The 17,219-nt window shown below is 75.0% G+C and carries 14 protein-coding genes; 6 read left to right on the forward strand and 8 right to left on the reverse strand.

Going from position 1 to position 17,219, the window contains the following annotated elements:
- Window positions 1–163 precede the first annotated feature (163 nt).
- On the forward strand, window positions 164–3,328 hold the full coding sequence (locus HD595_RS05920) for a CHAP domain-containing protein (RefSeq protein ID WP_253766360.1): 3,165 nt from the start codon (window positions 164–166) through the stop codon (window positions 3,326–3,328).
- 115 nt (window positions 3,329–3,443) lie between these two features.
- Here the strand turns inward: HD595_RS05920 and HD595_RS05925 are convergent, their stop codons facing one another.
- The 5 genes from HD595_RS05925 to HD595_RS05945 all read right to left on the reverse strand — a co-directional run bounded on the left by HD595_RS05925 (window position 3,444) and on the right by HD595_RS05945 (window position 8,244).
- Window positions 3,444–4,289, reverse strand: coding sequence for a TIGR03619 family F420-dependent LLM class oxidoreductase (locus HD595_RS05925; RefSeq protein ID WP_253766362.1), 846 nt, complete (start codon window positions 4,287–4,289; stop codon window positions 3,444–3,446).
- On the reverse strand, window positions 4,286–5,299 hold the full coding sequence (locus HD595_RS05930) for an acyl-CoA dehydrogenase family protein (protein WP_253766364.1): 1,014 nt from the start codon (window positions 5,297–5,299) through the stop codon (window positions 4,286–4,288). The genes HD595_RS05925 and HD595_RS05930 overlap by 4 nt, the downstream gene beginning before the upstream one ends.
- A gap of 67 nt (window positions 5,300–5,366) precedes the next feature.
- A complete protein-coding gene (locus tag HD595_RS05935) occupies window positions 5,367–6,467 on the reverse strand; it encodes an acyl-CoA dehydrogenase family protein (RefSeq protein ID WP_253766366.1) in 1,101 nt (366 codons plus the stop codon).
- A gap of 62 nt (window positions 6,468–6,529) precedes the next feature.
- Window positions 6,530–7,531 (reverse strand): alpha/beta hydrolase, encoded by a 1,002-nt coding sequence (locus HD595_RS05940; protein ID WP_253766368.1) that lies wholly within the window; start codon window positions 7,529–7,531, stop codon window positions 6,530–6,532.
- Between the two features lie 56 nt (window positions 7,532–7,587).
- Window positions 7,588–8,244: a type 1 glutamine amidotransferase domain-containing protein gene (locus HD595_RS05945; RefSeq protein ID WP_253766370.1), complete on the reverse strand. Its 657-nt coding sequence runs from the start codon at window positions 8,242–8,244 to the stop codon at window positions 7,588–7,590.
- 71 nt (window positions 8,245–8,315) lie between these two features.
- On the opposite strand from HD595_RS05945, the gene HD595_RS05950 reads away from it, so the two are divergent.
- A complete protein-coding gene (locus HD595_RS05950; protein ID WP_253766371.1) occupies window positions 8,316–9,179 on the forward strand; it encodes a LysR family transcriptional regulator in 864 nt (287 codons plus the stop codon).
- A 59-nt stretch (window positions 9,180–9,238) separates the two neighbouring features.
- Here the strand turns inward: HD595_RS05950 and HD595_RS05955 are convergent, their stop codons facing one another.
- The 3 genes from HD595_RS05955 to HD595_RS05965 are packed head-to-tail and all read right to left on the reverse strand — an operon-like array spanning window position 9,239 to window position 13,904.
- Window positions 9,239–9,979 carry an ABC transporter ATP-binding protein gene (locus HD595_RS05955; RefSeq protein ID WP_253766373.1) on the reverse strand — a complete coding sequence of 247 codons (741 nt, stop codon included), beginning with the start codon at window positions 9,977–9,979 and terminating at the stop codon, window positions 9,239–9,241.
- Window positions 9,979–12,636, reverse strand: coding sequence for an ABC transporter permease subunit (locus tag HD595_RS05960; RefSeq protein ID WP_253766375.1), 2,658 nt, complete (start codon window positions 12,634–12,636; stop codon window positions 9,979–9,981). The genes HD595_RS05955 and HD595_RS05960 overlap by 1 nt, the downstream gene beginning before the upstream one ends.
- Complete coding sequence (locus tag HD595_RS05965) at window positions 12,633–13,904, reverse strand: ABC transporter substrate-binding protein (RefSeq protein ID WP_253766377.1); 1,272 nt, start codon at window positions 13,902–13,904, stop codon at window positions 12,633–12,635. Before HD595_RS05965 ends, HD595_RS05960 begins: the two co-directional genes overlap by 4 nt.
- Before the next feature lie 171 nt (window positions 13,905–14,075).
- On the opposite strand from HD595_RS05965, the gene HD595_RS05970 reads away from it, so the two are divergent.
- The 4 genes from HD595_RS05970 (at window position 14,076) to HD595_RS05985 (ending at window position 17,209) form a co-directional block, all read left to right on the forward strand.
- Window positions 14,076–15,164: an alcohol dehydrogenase catalytic domain-containing protein gene (locus tag HD595_RS05970; RefSeq protein WP_253766379.1), complete on the forward strand. Its 1,089-nt coding sequence runs from the start codon at window positions 14,076–14,078 to the stop codon at window positions 15,162–15,164.
- Between the two features lie 54 nt (window positions 15,165–15,218).
- Window positions 15,219–15,737, forward strand: a complete 519-nt coding sequence (locus HD595_RS05975; protein ID WP_253766381.1) for a cupin domain-containing protein — start codon at window positions 15,219–15,221, stop codon at window positions 15,735–15,737.
- Complete coding sequence (locus tag HD595_RS05980) at window positions 15,734–16,384, forward strand: ArsR/SmtB family transcription factor (protein WP_253766383.1); 651 nt, start codon at window positions 15,734–15,736, stop codon at window positions 16,382–16,384. The genes HD595_RS05975 and HD595_RS05980 overlap by 4 nt, the downstream gene beginning before the upstream one ends.
- Before the next feature lie 108 nt (window positions 16,385–16,492).
- A complete protein-coding gene (locus HD595_RS05985) occupies window positions 16,493–17,209 on the forward strand; it encodes an AfsR/SARP family transcriptional regulator (protein ID WP_253766385.1) in 717 nt (238 codons plus the stop codon).
- The last annotated feature ends 10 nt before the right edge of the window (window positions 17,210–17,219 follow it).

Genomic DNA, 17,219 nt, shown 5'->3' on the forward strand with positions numbered 1-17,219 from the left:
ACGGATGCTTTACCTGCCTTTTTGTCACGGTAGCCTCCGATCGTCACGAAAACTACAGGCCTCCGGATCTGTCACACGTGTCCCGGGTACCCCGTGTACCCCAGACTGTGCGGATGAATCCGGTCTTGCCCGGAAGGTTTCTCTGCACTACATGACGCCAGAGATGCGGAAGTTCATCGACCTTCTCGAGAGCCAGCTCGGCTACTCGGAGAGGGGCGGTGCGTACACCAAGTTCGGCGACTGGTACGGCAAGAACGTCGAGTTCGACGCCGACTACACCTCAGCGCCGTGGTGCGACATGATGCTCTCGTGGGCCGCGCACAAGCTCGGCTACGAGGAGTGGATGGGCCAGTTCGCCTGGACCGTCAGTCACGCCAAGTGGTTCCGCAAGCACGACGCCTGGGGACACAAGCCCGAGCCCGGAGCCTTCGTCTTCTACGACTGGAGCGGCTCCAACAGCCTCGACCGGATCGACCACGTGGGCATCGTGACCCGGGTCGAGGGCAACACGATCCACACGATCGAGGGCAACATCGACGGCGGCGTCCTCAAGCGCAAGGAACGTGACACGAGCAAGGTCGTCGGCTACGGCTACCCGTGGCGGATCAAGGAGCGTCTCGACCGCGAGAACCGCGTCGACCCCGTCCTGCCGCCGGCCAACACCGACACCGGGCTGCTCCAGCAGACCGACAGCACGCTCGGGGCGCTGATCCCGTACTCCGAGGTCACCATCGTCCAGCCGCCGCTGGCCGCCCGCGCCCAGCCCACCGCGAAGCCCACCAACGGCGCCCAGCAGGCGACCGGCCCCACGCCCACCACCCGGACGCAGCCGGTCCAGCCGCAGACCCAGCCCCAGGCCCAGCCTCAGGCGCGACCGCAGGCCACCAGCTCGGCCGCCACGAACACCGACAAGGCCGCCAAGAAGGGCAAGCACGCCAAGCCCGCCACGGCCGACACCAAGGCCGTCACCAGCGAGCCGCTGGCGCCGCTCGGGGACGCCTCGGCCACGCACCCGTCCCCGGCGCTGGAGTCACCGACACTGGTGGGCTCCGCGCTGGTGGCCGCCCTCGCGCTGCTCGCCGTGGCCAAGACCCGGCACATGCGCGCCCGGCCCGCTCTGACCGCCGCCGCTCCGGCCGCTCCCGGCCGTCGCCGCCACCGCCGTCCCCGCCGCCCGGCCTTCGCCTCGGCCGCCGAGAGCGCGCCGGTCAAGGCCACGATGGTGCGCCGTACGACGGCGGACGCCACGCTGACGACCCGCGCCACCGCCGCGGCCCGCGCCACGGCGGGAGCGGCCCTGGCGGCGGGCGCCACGGCCACGGCAGGCGCGACCCTGGTGGCGATCGCCACGGCCCGCGGCACGACGGCGCCGGCGGGCGGCACCGCGGTGAACGGCCGTGAGGCGGCGGCACTGGCGGGCGGCACCGCGGTGAACGGCCGTGAGGCGGCGGCACTGGCGGGCGGCACCACCGCTGCCGCCGGGGCGGGGCGTTCCGCCCACCCGGCCGCGGACGCCCTGCTGGAGACGGTCGAGCCGGTCAGCACGTCGCGCTCGGCGGCCCTTGGCGGCTCCTCCGCCGCGTCCCGCTCCGGTTCCGGCTACGGCGTCGCTACCTGGTACGGCGCCGATTCCGGGTACGGCGCCGGTGCCGCGTCCGCCGCGGACTTCTTCCCGGTGGACCCGGCCTCCACGGGCCCCATGCCCCTGCACCCGGACATCCTGGCCGGCCTCTCGGAGGACGCGTCCGCCGCTCCGCTGGAGCCCACGGCCATCCACCAGGGAACGCCGCTGGAGGCCCTCGGCGCCCGCCGCATCGTCCCGGTCGAGACCTCGCCGGACCCGGCGGCCACCGGCCGCAGGTTCGTCACGCTGGAGACCGCCGCGGCGCGGCGGGGGCTCTCCCTGGAGGCGCTCGCCGCGCGCCTGGCGCTGCCGCCGGGCACGTTCGCGATCCCGGAGGCGACGAGCCGGTTCGACGCGTTCGGCCCCCGCGCGGCCTCCGCCGCCGACCGGCCGACCGGCCGTATCCCCGAGACGGCCACCGGCCCCGGCGCCACCCGCGCTGCGCAGACGCCTCACGCGCCCGTCTCCGTCCGCACCTCCGAGGCGTCTCAAGCGCCCGTCGCCGCCCGGGCCACGCGGTACGTGCCCGCGGAGCCGTGGCCGGCCGCCGAGTCCCTGCCGCCGGACGTCGCGCTCCTGGTGCGCGACGCCCAGACCCTCCTGCGCGACGCCCAGGGCCTGCCGCGCGAGGAGGAGGCGTGGGACGCCTTCGGCCGCCGCCCCCGCCCCAGGGGCTCCGGCGACTCCTCTGACGGCCCGTACGCCCGTCTGGACGGCCACGCCCACGCGGGAAGCCCTCAGGGACGGTACGGGGTCGTGGACGGCCTCCAGGGCGGCCACACCCGCACGAACGGCGCTCAGGGCCGATCCGGGCGCCAGGACGTCCCGACGCGGCCCGGGCGGCAGGACCTCCCCGCGCGTTCCGGACGGCAGGACCTTCCGGGGCGGCCCGGGCGGCAGGAGTTCGCCGGGCGGTCAGGGCGGCAGGACGCCTCCATCGGCGGATACCGGGGGCGGAGGCGCCGCAGCGGGCACCCCGTCGAGGAGCCGGCCACGTTCTCGCCCGACGCCGCCCCGCGCGGCCGCCGCCACCGCGGGATGGCCCAGTACCGCACCGAGCAGCCGCACCACATGGACGCCCGCCGGATCGACCCCTACTGGATCCACCCGCAGCCCGCCCCGCTCCACCGCGCGGACACGCTCGCGGGCGAGGCCCAGCCCGGCGACGGCCGGCCCGGCTCGCACGACGGCGGCACCCACGGACCCGCCGCCCGTCGCAACGACGCCCACGGACCCGACGCCCATCGCGGCGACGCCCAGCGGGCCGGTGGCCGCTGGGACGTGCGCCAGTTGGAGCCCCGCTGGTCCGACCAGTTCGCCCAGGACGGGCCGCTCCGAGGCCGCCGCCACCGCTCCCCCGCCCACGCCGCCGCGGAGTCCGCTCCCCATCGCGCCGGGTCGTCCTCCACGCCGCCCCTCTCGGCTCCGCTCATCTCGGACGTGTCCCTCCAGGGACCGCCCGTCACGGGCCTGTCCCTCGCGGCGCCGTCCGTCCCGGGAACGCCGATGGAGGGACGGGTCTCACCGGCGTCCCCGAGCGCCACGAGTGCGAGCAGTGCGACGAGTGCGACCGCGGCAAGTGCGGCAAGTGCGGCGAACCGCCCGGCCGCCGTTCCGGGTGCCGGAGACGCTTCCCCAAGCGCCCCCAGCACGGACTCCCCCGCACGCGAGAGCCGCCGCAGAAGGGGCCGCCACCGCGCCTGACGAGCCGCCCAGCGAGAGGGCCGGGGTGAGGGCCCGGTGAGAGGGGCCGGTGAGGATCCGGGTGAGGGCCCGGTGAGAGAGCCCCGGTGAGGGTCGGCGTCTCAGCCGCCGGCCGTCACCCCCGTACCGGCTCCCACGCGGGCGTGACCCCGTACCGGGCCGCGAAGGACTCCAGACCCGCCACCGCGTCCCTGCTCCGCGTCCACGGACGGACGATGAGCCGGTTCACCCCCAGCGCCGCCCAGGACGGCACCTCGTCCGGCGACCCCAGCTCGTACGCGTGGACCGTCACCGACCTCGTCCCCCCGAGCGCCGCGAGCCGGTCGAGCTGGGGCCGGATCGACTCCAGCGTGTGCGGCATGCTGATCCAGCCGTCGCACAGCCGTGCGGCCCGGCGCAGCGCGGCGGGCGACTCGCCGCCGCACAGGATCGGCAGCCGGTGCTGTACGGGCTTCGGCTCGAACGCCACCTCCGGGAACGAGTAGAACGTCCCGGAGTGCGCCACCACGGGCTCGCTCCACAGCCGCCGGGTCACCTCGATGACCTCGTCCAGCCGGGCTCCCCGGTCCGCGAACGGCACCCCGGCCGCGTCCCATTCGCCCCGGTACCACCCGGCGCCCACCCCGCAGATCGCCCGGCCGGACGACACCACGTCCAGCGTGGCGAAGGCGCGCGCCGACACGAACGGGTGCCGCAGCGCCAGCAGGTGCACGGCCGTGCCCAGCCGGACGCGCGTGGTGAGCGCGGCCAGCCAGCACAGGTACGCCGGGGCGTCGAAGAGCGGTGTGGACGGCTTGATGCCCGGGTTCGAGGTGCCCGGGTAGGCGGCCGACGACAGGTCGGTGGTGAACACCAGGTGCTCGGGCAGCCACACCGACTCGAACCCGAGCCGGTCGGCCGCCACCGCGACGTCCTTCCACGCGGCCGGGTGGATGAGGCCCAGGGGCACGCCGTACTTCACGGGTACCGCCGCAGGTCGCCGCCCGCCAGGGCCTCGCGGATCCTGGCCCGGTGCTCGGCCGCGCCGCCGTACGCGGCCGACAGCGACCACGCGCGGGCCAGCCAGAACCTCAGGTCGAGCTCCTCGGTGTAGCCGATCGCGCCGTGGGTCTGGAGCGCGGCGCGCGCGGCGAGGTCGGCGGCCTCGCCCGCCGCCGCCTTGGCGGCGCTCACGTCCCGATCCACGTCCGGCACACCTCCGTCCGGCACACCTCTATCCGGCACACCGGCATCCGGTACGGCCGCCTCCACCGCGAGGGCGGCCCGGTGGACCAGCGGCGCGGCGAACGCGATGCCGACCGCCACGTCCGCCAGCCGGTGCTTGACCGCCTGGAACGACCCGATCGGCGCCCCGAACTGCCTCCTGACCCGCGCGTAGGACACGGAGACCTCCAGCAGCCGCCGCGCCACCCCGATGAGCTGGGCGGCGGTCGCCACGGTGGCCGCGCGCAGCGCCGGGCCGAGCGGCCGGTCCAGGGGCGTGGCGTCCGTGTACGACACCTCGGACAACCGGCGGCACGGGTCCGGCCCCGGCAGGGGTCGCAGCCGCGCCGCCTCGCGTCCCACCACCACCGCACCACCGTCGCTCCCCCTCGAGACCACGATGAGGTCGGCGAGGTCCGCGTCCGGCGCGCCGGCGCCGCCCGGCGGCACCACGCTCACCCGTACGGCCCCGGAGGCCAGCTTGGGCACCCAAGGCAGCAGGTACGGCGCGACGACGGCCGTCTCCACGACCGGCCCCGGCAGGCACGCCCTGCCGGTCTCCTCAAGGGCGGGTAGGGCGTCCACCAGGCGGAGTCCCAGCCCGTCGGCCTCGGGGGGCACGAGCAGCCCGAAGAACCCCACGGCGGCGAGCCGGTCCCACGCGGGCAGCCGCTCGGCGCGCAACGCCTTGGGCGGGCAGTGCTCCGTCAGGACGTCTCGTACGGTCTCGGCCAGCGCGAGCTGGTCCGGGGTGAAGGCGAAGTCCATCGAGGGGACCTCCCGGCTCGGCACGGACAGGACTCGCGAGGAAGCGGGACACACGAGGCACGCGGCGTCACCGGGGCAGCCCCAGGACGCGCTCGGCGATGATCGTGCGCTGGATCTCGTTGGTGCCCGCGTAGATGGGCCCCGCCAGCGCGAACAGGAACCCGTCGAGCCACGGCGTCGTCCCCGCCCGCTCGCCCAGCAGTTCCATGGCCAGGCCGTGCATCCGCAGGTCCAGCTCCGACCAGAAGACCTTGCCCATGCTCGACGCGGGCCCGATCGACTCCCCGGCCGCGATGCGGCGGGCGGTGTGGAAGGTGTGCAGCCGGTACGCCTCGGCGTCGCTCCAGCATCGGGCGGCCCGGTCGGCGAGCGCCGGGTCGGCGTCGCGGGCCAGGGCGACGAGCCGGTCGGCGGTGGCCAGGAAGCGGCCGGGGCTGCGCAGGGTGAGGCCGCGCTCGGAGGAGGTGGCGGCCATGGCGATGCGCCATCCGTCGCCCGGTTCGCCGATCACCATCGCGTCGGGCACGTACACGCCGTCGAAGAACAGCTCCGCGAACCCGGGCAGCCCGTCGAGCTGGGCGACGGGCCGCACGCCGACGTCCTCCAGCGGGAACATGAGGTAGGTCAGCCCCTTGTGCCGCGCCCCGGAGGTGCGGAACAGGCCGAACCCGTGCGAGGCGTACGCGGCCCGGGAGCTCCACGTCTTCTGCCCGTACAGCCGCCAGCCGCCGTCGGCCCGCTCGGCGCGGGAGGTGAGCGCGGCCAGGTCGCTGCCCGCCTCGGGCTCGGACCACGCCTGCGCCCAGACCTGGTCGGCGCGCGCCATGCCGGGCAGCCAGGCGCGCCGCTGCTCCTCGGTGCCGAACGCCATCAGGGTCGGGGCGAGCAGGAAGACGCCGTTCTGGCTGACCCGGCCGGGAGCGCCGGCGGCCCAGTACTCCTCCTCGAAGATCAGCCATTCGACGAGCGACGCGCCGCGCCCGCCGTACTCCTCGGGCCAGGAGACGGCGGAGAGGCGGGCGGAGGCGAGCAGCGCCTCCCAGGCGCGGTGCGCCTCGAAGCCCTCGGGGGTGTCCATCGACGGCAGCCGGTCGGGTACGTGCCCGGCCAGCCAGTCGCGGACCTCGGCGCGGAAGTCCCGCTCGGCCCTGGTGAAGTCGAGATCCACGGACACCAACCTAGCGCACGCTTGGTCAACTGGCCAGGCGCGGCCGGGCGATCCGGAGCGGTTCATCCGGCCGATGGCCCGGCGGCCCCGGTCCGGAAGGCGCGGCGCAGGGCGGCGAGCCGGGCCGCGGAGACGGCCCGGCCCAGCTCGGTGTCCGGCAGCAGCACCTCGAACCCGTGGAAGCCGCCCGGATAGAGGTGGAACTCCGTCGAGACCCCCGCCTCGGCGAGCCGCCGGGCGTAGTCGAGCGCCTCGTCCCGGAAGATCTCCAGCTCCGTCACGTCCACGAACGCCGGCGGCAGCCCGGCCAGGTCCGTCGCCCGGGCGGGCGCCGCGTACGGGGAGACGTCCGCGCCGCCCGCCCGCTCGCCGAGCAGGGACCGCCAGCCGAAGGCGTTGGCCGCGCCGTCCCACAGCGGGGCGTCGGCGAGGCGGCTGGACGGGGTGACGCCGCGGTCGTCGAGCATCGGGCCGGCCAGGAGCTGGAACGCCACGGGCGGGCCGCCCCGGTCGCGGGCCAGCAGGGTCGTGGCCGCGGCCAGGCCGCCGCCCGCGCTCATCCCGGCGACGGCCAGCCGGGACGGGTCGGCACCGAGCACAGCGGCGTTCGCGGCGGTCCACACCAGGCCGGCGTAGCAGTCCTCGACGGGCGCCGGGTGCGGGTGCTCGGGCGCGAGCCGGTAGTCGACGGAGACGGCGACGCAGCCGAGCCGCTCCACGTACCCGGCGAGCAGGCCGTCGTCCATCTCGGGCCGGCCGAAGACCATGCCCCCGCCGTGGATCCAGTACAGACACGGCCTCCCCGCCGGAGCTGAGGACGGAGCCGGGGGCGGGGCCGCCGGGAGGTGGACGCGCAGGCGCACGTCGCCTCCGGGGCCGGGCGCGCGCCGCTCCTCGACCACCACCCCCGGCCCGGGCGGCGGCATGAGCGCTAGCAGGGCGTCCAGCTCGGCCCGGTGCCGCGCGACGGCCTCGGGCGTGAGCGTCGCCGCCTCCAGCATGTGCAGCGGCGCCCGTTCCAGGGCCTCGCGCAGTTCCGGGTCGAGGTTGGGGTGCAGCGTCATGCCCCAAGTCCTTCCTCGGAACGGGCCCCCGTACCCCTGAAGGCCCGGACGGGCGCCTACGCGAGGAGTTCGACGACGCGCTCGGCCAGCGGGGCGGCGCTGGCGGGGTTCTGGCCGGTGGCGAGGCGGCCGTCGACGACCACCTGGGCCTGCCAGTCCGGCGCACCCTCGTGCCGCGCGCCCCGCTCCACCAGCGCGTCGGCCAGCAGGAACGGCACGACGGTGTCCACTCCGGCGGCCTTCTCCTCGCTGTCGGTGAACGCGGCGACCCGCTTGCCCGCCACCAGGTGGGTGCCGTCGGACAGCGTGAGGTTCACCAGCGCGGACGGCCCGTGGCAGACGGCGGCCACCACGCCGCCGCGCTCGTAGACCTCCCTGCCGACGCGGGCGACGTCGGGGTCGGTCGGGAAGTCCCACATGGTGCCGTGGCCGCCGGCGTAGAAGACGGCGTCGTAGGCGGAGCCGTCCACGTCGGCCAGCCTGGCGGTGTCACGGGCCGCCTGCGTGGCGAGGAAGGCGTTCTGTACCTCGTCGGACGGGTCATGGCCGTCCTGGGGCGGCTCGCCGCCGCGCACGCTGGCCACGTCCACGTCGAACCCGGCCGCGCGGAACACCTCCCACGGATGCGCCGCCTCGGACACGTAGTAGCCCGTCGGGCGTACGCCGCCGAGGTCGTCGTGGCTGGTCAGTGCGATGAGAATGCGCTTGGTCATGCCCCCAGGATGGCGCGCGTAGCCATCAGCCACAAATAGCGCGAAGCCCGACGAGCCATCAGAATACTGATATGCCGGTATCGCTGGATCTGCTCAGGACCTTCCTCGCCGTGTACCGCACCGGGTCGATCACGGCGGCGGCCCAGACGCTCCGCCTGTCGCAGCCCGCCGTCACCGCCCAGGTCAAGTCGCTGGAGGCGGCCCTGGAACGGCCGCTGTTCGACCGGATGCCGCGCGGGGTGACGCCCACGGCCGCCGCGGACGAGCTGGCCCGCCGGGTGGCCGCCTCCCTCGACACGCTGGACGCCGTCGTGGGGGCGCGGCTGCCGGTCGAGCGCGCGGTGCACCTGGGCGGGCCGGCGGAGTTCCTGTCGGAGCAGGTGGTGCCGATGCTCGCGCCGCTGGTGAGCGACGGGCTGCGGGTGCGCCTCACGTTCGGCCTGTCCGACGACCTGCTCGCCGACCTCGCCGCCGGGCGGCTCGACCTGGTCGTCTCCACGATCCGGCCGCGCCACCGCGGCATCCAGGCCGAGCCGGTGTACGACGAGGAGTTCGTGCTGGTCGCCGCCCCGGCCGTGGCGGGGCGATGGCCGGGCGAGCTGCCGCTGATCGCGTACGCGGAGGACCTGCCGATCGTGCGGCGCTACTGGCGCACGGTCTTCGGCCGCCGCCCGTCGGCGGACGCCCGGCTGGTGATCCCCGACCTGCGGGGCGTCCTGAACGCGGTGCTGGCCGGGATGGGGTGCTCGGTGCTGCCCGCGTACCTGTGCCGGGCGCACCTGGCGTCCGGGGCGCTGGTGGCGCTGACCGAGCCGGAGGTGCCGCCGATCAACACCGGCTACCTCGCGGTCCGCTCGGGCGGCCTGTCCGCCGAGCCGGTCGCCCGCGTCCACGCCCACCTGCTCGCGGCGATCCGCGCCGTCCCGTCCTTCTGACCGCCCCGGACCCGGAGCAGCGGTCAGCCCAGGTACGCCGCCCCGATCCGGAGGGGCGGTCAGCCCAGGTACGCCGCCCGCACCACCGGGTCCTCCCGCACCTCCTCCGGCGGGCCCGTGGCGATGACCCGGCCGAGGTCGAGCACCACCAGCCGGTCGCAGGCGTCCATGACGAAACCCATGTCGTGCTCGACGAGCAGCACCGTGGTGTCCAGCGCCGCGACCACCGCGCGCAGCCGGTCGCCCTGCTCCGCGTCGAGCCCGGAGGTGGGCTCGTCGAGCAGCAGCAGCCTCGGCCGGTCGGCCAGGGCGCGGGCCAGCTCCACCATCCGCCGCTGCCCCACCGGCAGCGCCGCCGCGTACGCGTCGCGCAGCGCGGTCAGCCCGCACAGCTCCAGCACCTCGTCCACGCGCGCCCGCCGCTCGCGCTCCAGCCGCCGCCGCGCGGGCCGGCCCACCAGGTCGGCGACCAGGCCGCCCCCGCCGCCGTGCCAGTCGAGGGCCGCCAGCACGTTGCCGGCCACCGTGAGCCGCCCGAACACCTGCGTGCGCTGGAACGTGCGCCGCAGCCCGCGCCGGGCGCGCCGCACCGCGGAGGCCCGGGTCAGGTCCTCCCCCGCCACACTCACCCGCCCCGCGCCCGGCCGGCGCAGCCCCGACACCACGTCGAACAGCGTCGTCTTGCCCGCGCCGTTCGGCCCGATGACCCCGCACACCTGCCCTTCCGGCACCTCGAACGACACCCCGTCCAGGGCCTTGACCCCGCCGAAGGACACGGACACGTCGCTCACCCGCAGCATCACGACACCCCCAGGTAGGCGGCGGTCAGCCGGTCGGCGTCCACCTCGGAGCGCGGCCCGGTCCAGGTGATGCGGCCGAGCCGCATGAACGCCACGCGGTCGGCCACGGCCAGCGCCTCGGTGGCCTTCTCCTCGACCAGCAGCAGGGCCACCCCGCGCTCGCGCAGCTCGGCGAACACCTCGAACACCTGCCGGACCACGAGCGGGGCCAGCCCCAGCGACGGCTCGTCGGCGATGAGCACCCGGGGCGGCCTGACGAGCGCGGGAGCCAGGGTGAGGAGCTGCTGCTCGCCGCCGGACAGCGCCCCGGCGGGCACGCCGCGGCGGGCGGCGAGCTGCGGCATCCGCTCGTACGCGGGGGCGGGGTCGTCGAGCCAGGTGCGCAGGTTCTCGTCCACGGTGAGGCCCGGGAAGACGCCCCGGCCCTCGGGCGCCAGCAGCACCCCGGCCCGGGCCCTGCGGTGCGCGGGCCACGCCGTGACGTCCCGGCCGTCGAGCAGCACCCGGCCGGCGGCCACGGGCAGGTCACCGGCGGCGACGGCGCAGGCGGTGGACTTGCCGGCGCCGTTCGCGCCGAGCAGCGCGACCACCTCGCCGGGCCGTACGGACAGCTCGACCCCGCGCAGCACCGTGCAGTCGGCGTAGCCCGCCACCACGTTCTCCAGCCGGAACAGGACGGGCTCCTCCCTCTCGACGGCGGGAGACGCTCTGTCGGCGGGCTCCTCCACGACGAGGGAAGCAGCAGGTGAAGGGGTGGCGGGGCGCTCGCGCTCCTGGCGGCGCAGCCGGCGCCGGTGGCGGGACTCGGCGAACTGCGCCAGCACCCCGTCCGGATGCCGGGCCAGGACCACGCCGCCCGCGCCGAACAGGATGGCCCCCACGTGCGCCGACAGGCCCCACGTGGCCAGCAGCTCGGGCATGGCGGCGGCGACCAGCCCGCCGAGCACCGCGCCGCCGACCCGGCGCACCCCCTGGAGCACCACCACGGCCAGCCACACGAATCCGGAGAAGGCCGGCAGGTCGGTCGCCGTGATCGACTCCTTGGAGACGGCGAACAGCACGCCGCCCAGCCCGGCGATCCCCGACGCCAGCACGAACAGCGTGATCTTGGCGCGGGGCGCGGACAGCCCCGAGGTGGCGGCGGCGGCCGGCGCGGAGCGGACCGCGAGGACGGCCCGCCCGGAGGCCGAGCGTTCGAGGTTGCGCACCAGCAGCCCGGCCAGCCCGACCAGCGCGAGCAGCAGCACCACCCGCACCCGGGGGTCGGAGGTGTCGGCGAACCCGAGGGACAGCGCGGGCAGCGGCCAGCCGATCGTGCCGTTGCTGAAGGCGTCCACCTGGAACAGCACCTGGTCGGCGAGCAGCGCGAGGGCCAGCGTGGCCAGCGTCAGCACCCGTCCGCCGAGCCGCAGCGCGGGCAGCGCCACCAGCAGGCCGACCGCGCACGCCGCGAGCACCCCGAGCAGGATCGCGGCGAAGAACGGCAGCCCCGACGCGTACGCCCACCCGCAGGCCAGCGCCGCCATCGCGGCGAACGACGCCTGGGCCAGGTTGACCATGCCGCCGATCCCGGTGACCACCACGAACGAGCAGAAGATCAGCGCCAGCACCAGCCCGTTGGCCGCGACGCCCACGTAGTACTCCGGGCCCGCGGCGGTGAAGGCGAGCAGCGCGGCCAGGGCCAGCGCCCACGGCAGGCGCCGCCGCCACAGCGGCACCGCGGCCAGGTGGTCGGGCGGCGGCGCGTCCTCGGCCGTGCTGCCCGCCACCCGCTCGCGCGAGCGGTTGAGCAGCACGAGCCCGGCGAACAGCAGGATCACCGGCACGGCGGTCCGCAGCCCGGTGACCTCCTCGAGGAAGTCGGTGTACCCGGCGACCAGGTTCTGCACGACGCCCAGCCCGAGCCCGGCGGCGAACGTCCACGGCACCGACCGCAGCCGCCCGAACACCGCCGCCGTGGCCGAGGCGAACAGCAGCACCGTGTACGCGGTGGCGTCGAGCCCGATCACCGGCACGGCCAGCACCCCGGCGAGCCCGGCCAGGCCGGAGCCGAGCATCCAGGCCAGGGCGGAGGTGGCGTCCACGTCCACGCCGCGCAGCGTGGCCAGGCGCCGCCGGTCCACGGAGGCGCGCATGCGCAGCCCGTACGGGGTGTGCCGGAGGAACGCCCACAGGCCGGCGGCGGTGAGGGCGGAGAGCGCGAAGGTGATGAGCTGGTCGGTGTCGAGGCGGACGCCGAGCACGTCGAGAGCGGCGGCCGGGTGCGGGCCGACGCCGCGCGGCAGGGCGGTGGCGTCGGCGGGCGGCAGGCCGAGCAGGTCCACGGCGAGCAGGCCGAGGGCGGGCAGCGCGATCGTCAGCCCGATGGTGGCGACGATCTGCGCGGTCTCCCCGGCCCGGGCCAGGCCGCGGAACATGGCGCGGTGCAGCAGGTAACCGAGCGCGGGCGCGAAGAGGCCGACCGCGAGCAGCGCCGACAGCCACGGGGGCAGCCCGGCCCGGTCGCACTGGTAGAACAGCAGGGCCGCCATGAAGCCGACGGCGCCGTGGGCGAAGTTGAACACGCCGGTGGCCGCGTACGACAGGGTGAGACCCGCCCCCATGACGGCGAAGACGGCGCCGGTGACCAGCCCGCTGAGGATGTATCCGGCGATCATCTGAGCGGCACGTTGTCGAAGCACTTCATGCTCTTGGCCACCTTGAACGCGCCGCCCTCCAGCTTGACCAGGGCGCCGCAGCCGTTCGGCTCGGTGTGGTCCTGGGGGAAGCGGATGCGGCCGAATCCGGCGTTCTCGTAGGAGTAGCCGCCGTTGGCGGTGGCCAGGAACTTCTCGCGGGTGAGGTCCTTGCCGGTCTTGGCGAGCAGGTCGAGGAAGATGTCGGCGGCCCAGTAGCCGATCGCCATGTGCTGGGTGAGCGTGGCCCCGGGCGCGACCTTCTCGACGTCCGCCTTGAACGCGGCGATCTCGGGGGCGGTCGACTCGAACGGCTCGAACATCGGCGCGGCGACGACGCCCTCCATCGCCTGCGCGCTGGCCGGGTCCTTGAGGATGGCGGCGTCGTAGCTGGTGGCGTCCGTGAGCACGCCCCGGTAGCCGGCCCGCTTGAGCGCGGAGTAGAGGCCGACGTTGAACTTGGTGCCGGCGATGACCGAGACGACGACGTCGGGCGCCTTGCCGCCGTCCGAGGTCATGATCTTGTTGACGTACGGGAGCCAGTCGGGGGGCGGCGCGGCGGCGGGCAGGCCGGAGTTCACGCCGGCCAGCTCGAACCCGGCCGCGGCGAACGACTGGGAGATCGTCGTCCCGCCGTACTTGCTGCCGCTGGAGTCGGTGGTCTGGACGTAGACGCTCTTGCCCTGCGCACCCCCGAGCAGGTCGGCCATCTGCCTGCCCCACCAGGTCTGCGAGCCGGCCCCCTTCCTGGGCGCCAGGCAGCCGTTGTAGCCGAATCCGGTCCGCGTCCCGCACCACTGCGGACCGGTGGCCCAGCCGAACCACGGCACGCCCTGCTGCTCCAGGAACGCCGCGCCGCCGAAGTTGGGCGCGTGCACGGGCACCAGGGCGAACACCTGGTCCTTCTGCACGAGTTTCCTGGCCGCCGCGTCGCCCTTGGCCGCGTCCTGGCCGTCGTCCTCGGCGCCGACGAACTCGATCTTCCGTCCGTTGACGCCGCCCTCGGCGTTGGCCCGCTCGAACCTGGCCCTGGCGCCGATCTCGGCGTCCTTGGTGGAGTAGCCGCTGGCGCTGGTCTTGGTCAGCACGCCGCCGACCTTGACGGTGGTCGCGGTGACGCCGGGCGCGGCGCCGCCGGTCGCGGCGGGCGTCCTGCGCTCGGCGGCGCAGCCGGCCAGCAGCAGCGTCACGGCCAGCGCGCCCGACAGGGCCGCCGCGCTCCGCCGCACCTCGTGATGTCGTCGCACCATCGCCTTCACCTCTTGGGTACGGCGTGCGCCATGCCCTCTTCTTGGCCTAGCGCTCGCTTGGTTTCGGCCAGCGTAAATTCGGCCCCAGAAGGTGTCAACGGACCCCGGGGCAAGAAGGATCTTGCCGAGCAATCGCTTGCTCACGTCGCACGGCCGGGCTAGCGTGAGCGCATGCTCATGCGCGCCGCCGTGCTGACCGCCTTCGACCGGCCGATGGAGATCCGCGAGGTCGAGATCGCCGATCCGGGCCCCGGCGAGGTACGGGTCCAGATCAAGGCGTCCGGGGTGTGCGGCTCCGACCTCAAGGCCATCGACGGCAAGAGCCCGGTCGTCGCGCGGCTGCCGTACATCCTCGGCCACGAGAGCGCCGGCGTCGTCGAGAGCGTCGGACCGGGCGTGACCACGGTCCGGTCCGGCGACCACGTCATCGTGTCGATGAGCGGACCCTGCGGCACATGCCGCCACTGCGGGGCCGGCCGCTTCCACCTGTGCTCCGGCCCGGCCCGGATGCGGGCCATCATGGGCGGCGAGCCGCGCGTCACGCTGGACGGCGCGGAGACCCGCCGCTTCATCGGCATCGGCTCGTTCGCCGAGTACACGGTGGTCAACGAGCCCATGTGCGTGCGGATCGCCCCGGAGGCGCCGTTCGACGTGATGTCCCTGCTGGCCTGCGGCGTCGTGACGGGGGTCGGCGCCGTGCTCAACGTGGCGCGGGTGGCCCCGGGCTCCAGCGTCCTCGTCGTGGGCTGCGGCGGCGTCGGCCTCAACGTCATCCAGGGCGCGGTGCTCGCCGGCGCGACCACGATCATCGCCGCCGACGTGGCGGAGGCCAAACTCAAGCTCGCCGAGCGCTTCGGCGCCACCCACACCCTCGTCGCCGGGGACCTGCCCGCGCAGGTCGGCGAGGTGGTGCGGGGCGGCGTGGACTACGCCTTCGACGTGACGGGGGTGCCGGGCGTGCTCGCCCAGGCGTTCGCCGCCACGGCCCCGGGCGGCGCCACGGTCATGGTCGGCAGCCCGCCGGCGGGCCGGCCGGTGGAGGTGGACCCGTCGCTGCTGTTCTCCTCGCGCCGCCTCATGGGCACCCAGGGCGGGGACGCCGCGCCCCACCGCGACCTGCCCATGCTCGCCGCGCAGTACCAGCGGGGCCGCCTGGACCTGGGCGGACTGATCACGGAGCGGCTGCCGCTGGACCAGATCAACGACGCGGTCACCCACGTCCGCCAGGGCACGGTCGCCCGCACGGTCATCGTCTTCTGAGGCGCCAACTCATCTGCTATTCTAACGATCCTTAGAAAAGCAGAGGAGAGCGTCATGTCGTACCCCGAGCCCCGTTACCTCGCCGAGAAGGGCGAGGTCAGCGCTCGCCTGCGGACCGCCGGCCAGCCCGCCGACCTGGTGATGGGCCCCCACACCGACGACCCGGCTGAGCGGCGCACCCACGTGCACTACCTGGGCACCGGCGCCAGCACCAACGGCGCGTTCGGGCTCTACCGCTGGGAGATGGGCCCCCGCCCGGGCGGCGCCGGCGCGCACTTCCACCGCACCATCACCGAGTCCTTCTACGTCCTCGACGGCTCGGTGCGCCTGTTCAACGGCGACCGGTGGATCGACGGCAACCCGGGCGACTTCCTGTTCGTCCCGGAGGGCGGCATCCACGGCTTCCGCAACGAGTCGGGCGCCCCGGCGACCATGCTCATCCTGTTCACCCCCGGCGCCCCCAGGGAGGGGTACTTCGAGGAGCTGGCCGAGATCGCCACCACCGGCCGGGAGCTCACGGAGGAGGAGTGGACCGAGCTCTTCCTGCGCCACGACCAGTACATGGTCGGATGACGAGTTTCCCCGAAGAGCCGATCTACGAGCAGCTCGCCCGCATCGGCAAGGTGCTGTCGAGCCCGGTGCGGCTGCGGCTGCTCGACGTGCTGGACCAGCAGGAGCGCACGGTGGAGGAGCTCGCCGAGGAGGCGGGCATCGCGCTGAAGAACACCTCGGCGCAGCTCCAGCAGCTCCGCGCCGCCCACCTGGTCACCAGCCGGAAGGAGGGCACCAAGGTCTTCTACCGGCTGGCCGACGACGGGGTGTCGCGCTTCCTCGGGGAGATGCAGGCCTTCGCGCACGGACGACTGGCCGACCTGCGCGAGGCGGTGGCCCGCCACCTGGGCTCGCCCGAGGGCGTGACGGCCGCCGAGCTGGCCGCCCGGCTGGAGGACCCGGGCACGATCGTTCTGGATGTGCGCTCGGCGACGGCCTTCGCCACGGCGCACCTGCCGGGCGCGGTGTCGCTGCCGCTGGCCGAGCTGCGCGACCGTCTGGAGGAGCTGCCGCGCGACGCGGAGATCGTCGCCTACTGCGGCGGGCCGTACTGCGTCGTGTCGCCCGAGGCGGTGCGGCTGCTGCGGCGCAACGGATTCCGGGCGCTGGCGCTGGAGGGCGGCATCACGGGCTGGCGCCGCTCAGGACGCTCCACCACATCAGGCTGACAAACCGTCACAAAGGGGTATATATCGTGACAGTACGGGCGTGAATGACACGGGCACCGAGCGTTGACCAAGGGTTTCCGATCCGGGACAGTGAAGGGACCGAAGGCCATGGGCAGCAGTCTCCGTCTCGCGCTCCTCGGCGGCTTCCGGCTGCTGGCCGGCGACGACCAGATCAACGTCTCCAACGGCTCCGAACGCCTGCTCGCCTTCATCGCGCTGGGCTGCCGGGCCGTCTCACGCAACCTGGCGGCGGTCACGCTGTGGCCCGACGCCCCCGAGCACCGCGCGTACGCGAGCCTGCGCTCGGCGCTGGCCCGCCTCGACGCCACCGGACGCCGGATGCTGCACGTCGGCGCCACCGAGGTGGGCCTGGCCCCGGACACGCACGTCGACCTCCACGAGGCCCGCGCCCTGGCCGAGCGGATCCTCGACCCGGCGGCCGCCTGCCCCGACCTCGACCGCCGCGCCATCGAGGTGCTCTCGCACGGCCTGCTGCCCGGCTGGTACGACGACTGGGTCCTCGGCGAGGCCGAGCAGTGGCACCAGCAGCGGCTGCACGCCCTGGAGGCGCTGTCGGCCCGGTTCGTCCGGGCGGGCAGGTTCGCCGACGCGGTGGCCGCGGCGAGCGTGGCCCTGCACGCCGAGCCGCTGCGGGAGAGCGCCTGCGCGGCCCTGGTCGAGGCGCACCTGGCCGAGGGCAACCAGGCCGAGGCGCTGCGCCAGTACCAGCTCTACGTGCGCGGACTGCGCGACGAGCTCAGCCTGTCACCGACGCCGCGGCTGCGCGGCCTGGTCGCCGGTCTGCGCCCGTCGGAGGAGCTCTGAACGACGCCGG

The organism is Nonomuraea roseoviolacea subsp. carminata (assembly GCF_024172185.1).
Lineage (GTDB): Bacteria > Actinomycetota > Actinomycetes > Streptosporangiales > Streptosporangiaceae > Nonomuraea > Nonomuraea roseoviolacea.

Excerpts from the sequence above, each read along its gene's own strand:
- HD595_RS05920 (WP_253766360.1), top strand. The coding sequence starts at position 164 with ATGCGGAAGTTCATCGACCTTCTCGAGAGCCAGCTCGGCTACTCGGAG.
- HD595_RS05930 (WP_253766364.1), bottom strand. The coding sequence starts at position 5,299 with ATGGACTTCGCCTTCACCCCGGACCAGCTCGCGCTGGCCGAGACCGTA.
- HD595_RS05940 (WP_253766368.1), bottom strand. The coding sequence starts at position 7,531 with ATGACGCTGCACCCCAACCTCGACCCGGAACTGCGCGAGGCCCTGGAA.
- HD595_RS05945 (WP_253766370.1), bottom strand. The coding sequence starts at position 8,244 with ATGACCAAGCGCATTCTCATCGCACTGACCAGCCACGACGACCTCGGC.
- HD595_RS05950 (WP_253766371.1), top strand. The coding sequence starts at position 8,316 with ATGCCGGTATCGCTGGATCTGCTCAGGACCTTCCTCGCCGTGTACCGC.
- HD595_RS05955 (WP_253766373.1), bottom strand. The coding sequence starts at position 9,979 with ATGCTGCGGGTGAGCGACGTGTCCGTGTCCTTCGGCGGGGTCAAGGCC.
- HD595_RS05960 (WP_253766375.1), bottom strand. The coding sequence starts at position 12,636 with ATGATCGCCGGATACATCCTCAGCGGGCTGGTCACCGGCGCCGTCTTC.
- HD595_RS05965 (WP_253766377.1), bottom strand. The coding sequence starts at position 13,904 with ATGGTGCGACGACATCACGAGGTGCGGCGGAGCGCGGCGGCCCTGTCG.
- HD595_RS05970 (WP_253766379.1), top strand. The coding sequence starts at position 14,076 with ATGCTCATGCGCGCCGCCGTGCTGACCGCCTTCGACCGGCCGATGGAG.
- HD595_RS05975 (WP_253766381.1), top strand. The coding sequence starts at position 15,219 with ATGTCGTACCCCGAGCCCCGTTACCTCGCCGAGAAGGGCGAGGTCAGC.
- HD595_RS05980 (WP_253766383.1), top strand. The coding sequence starts at position 15,734 with ATGACGAGTTTCCCCGAAGAGCCGATCTACGAGCAGCTCGCCCGCATC.
- HD595_RS05985 (WP_253766385.1), top strand. The coding sequence starts at position 16,493 with ATGGGCAGCAGTCTCCGTCTCGCGCTCCTCGGCGGCTTCCGGCTGCTG.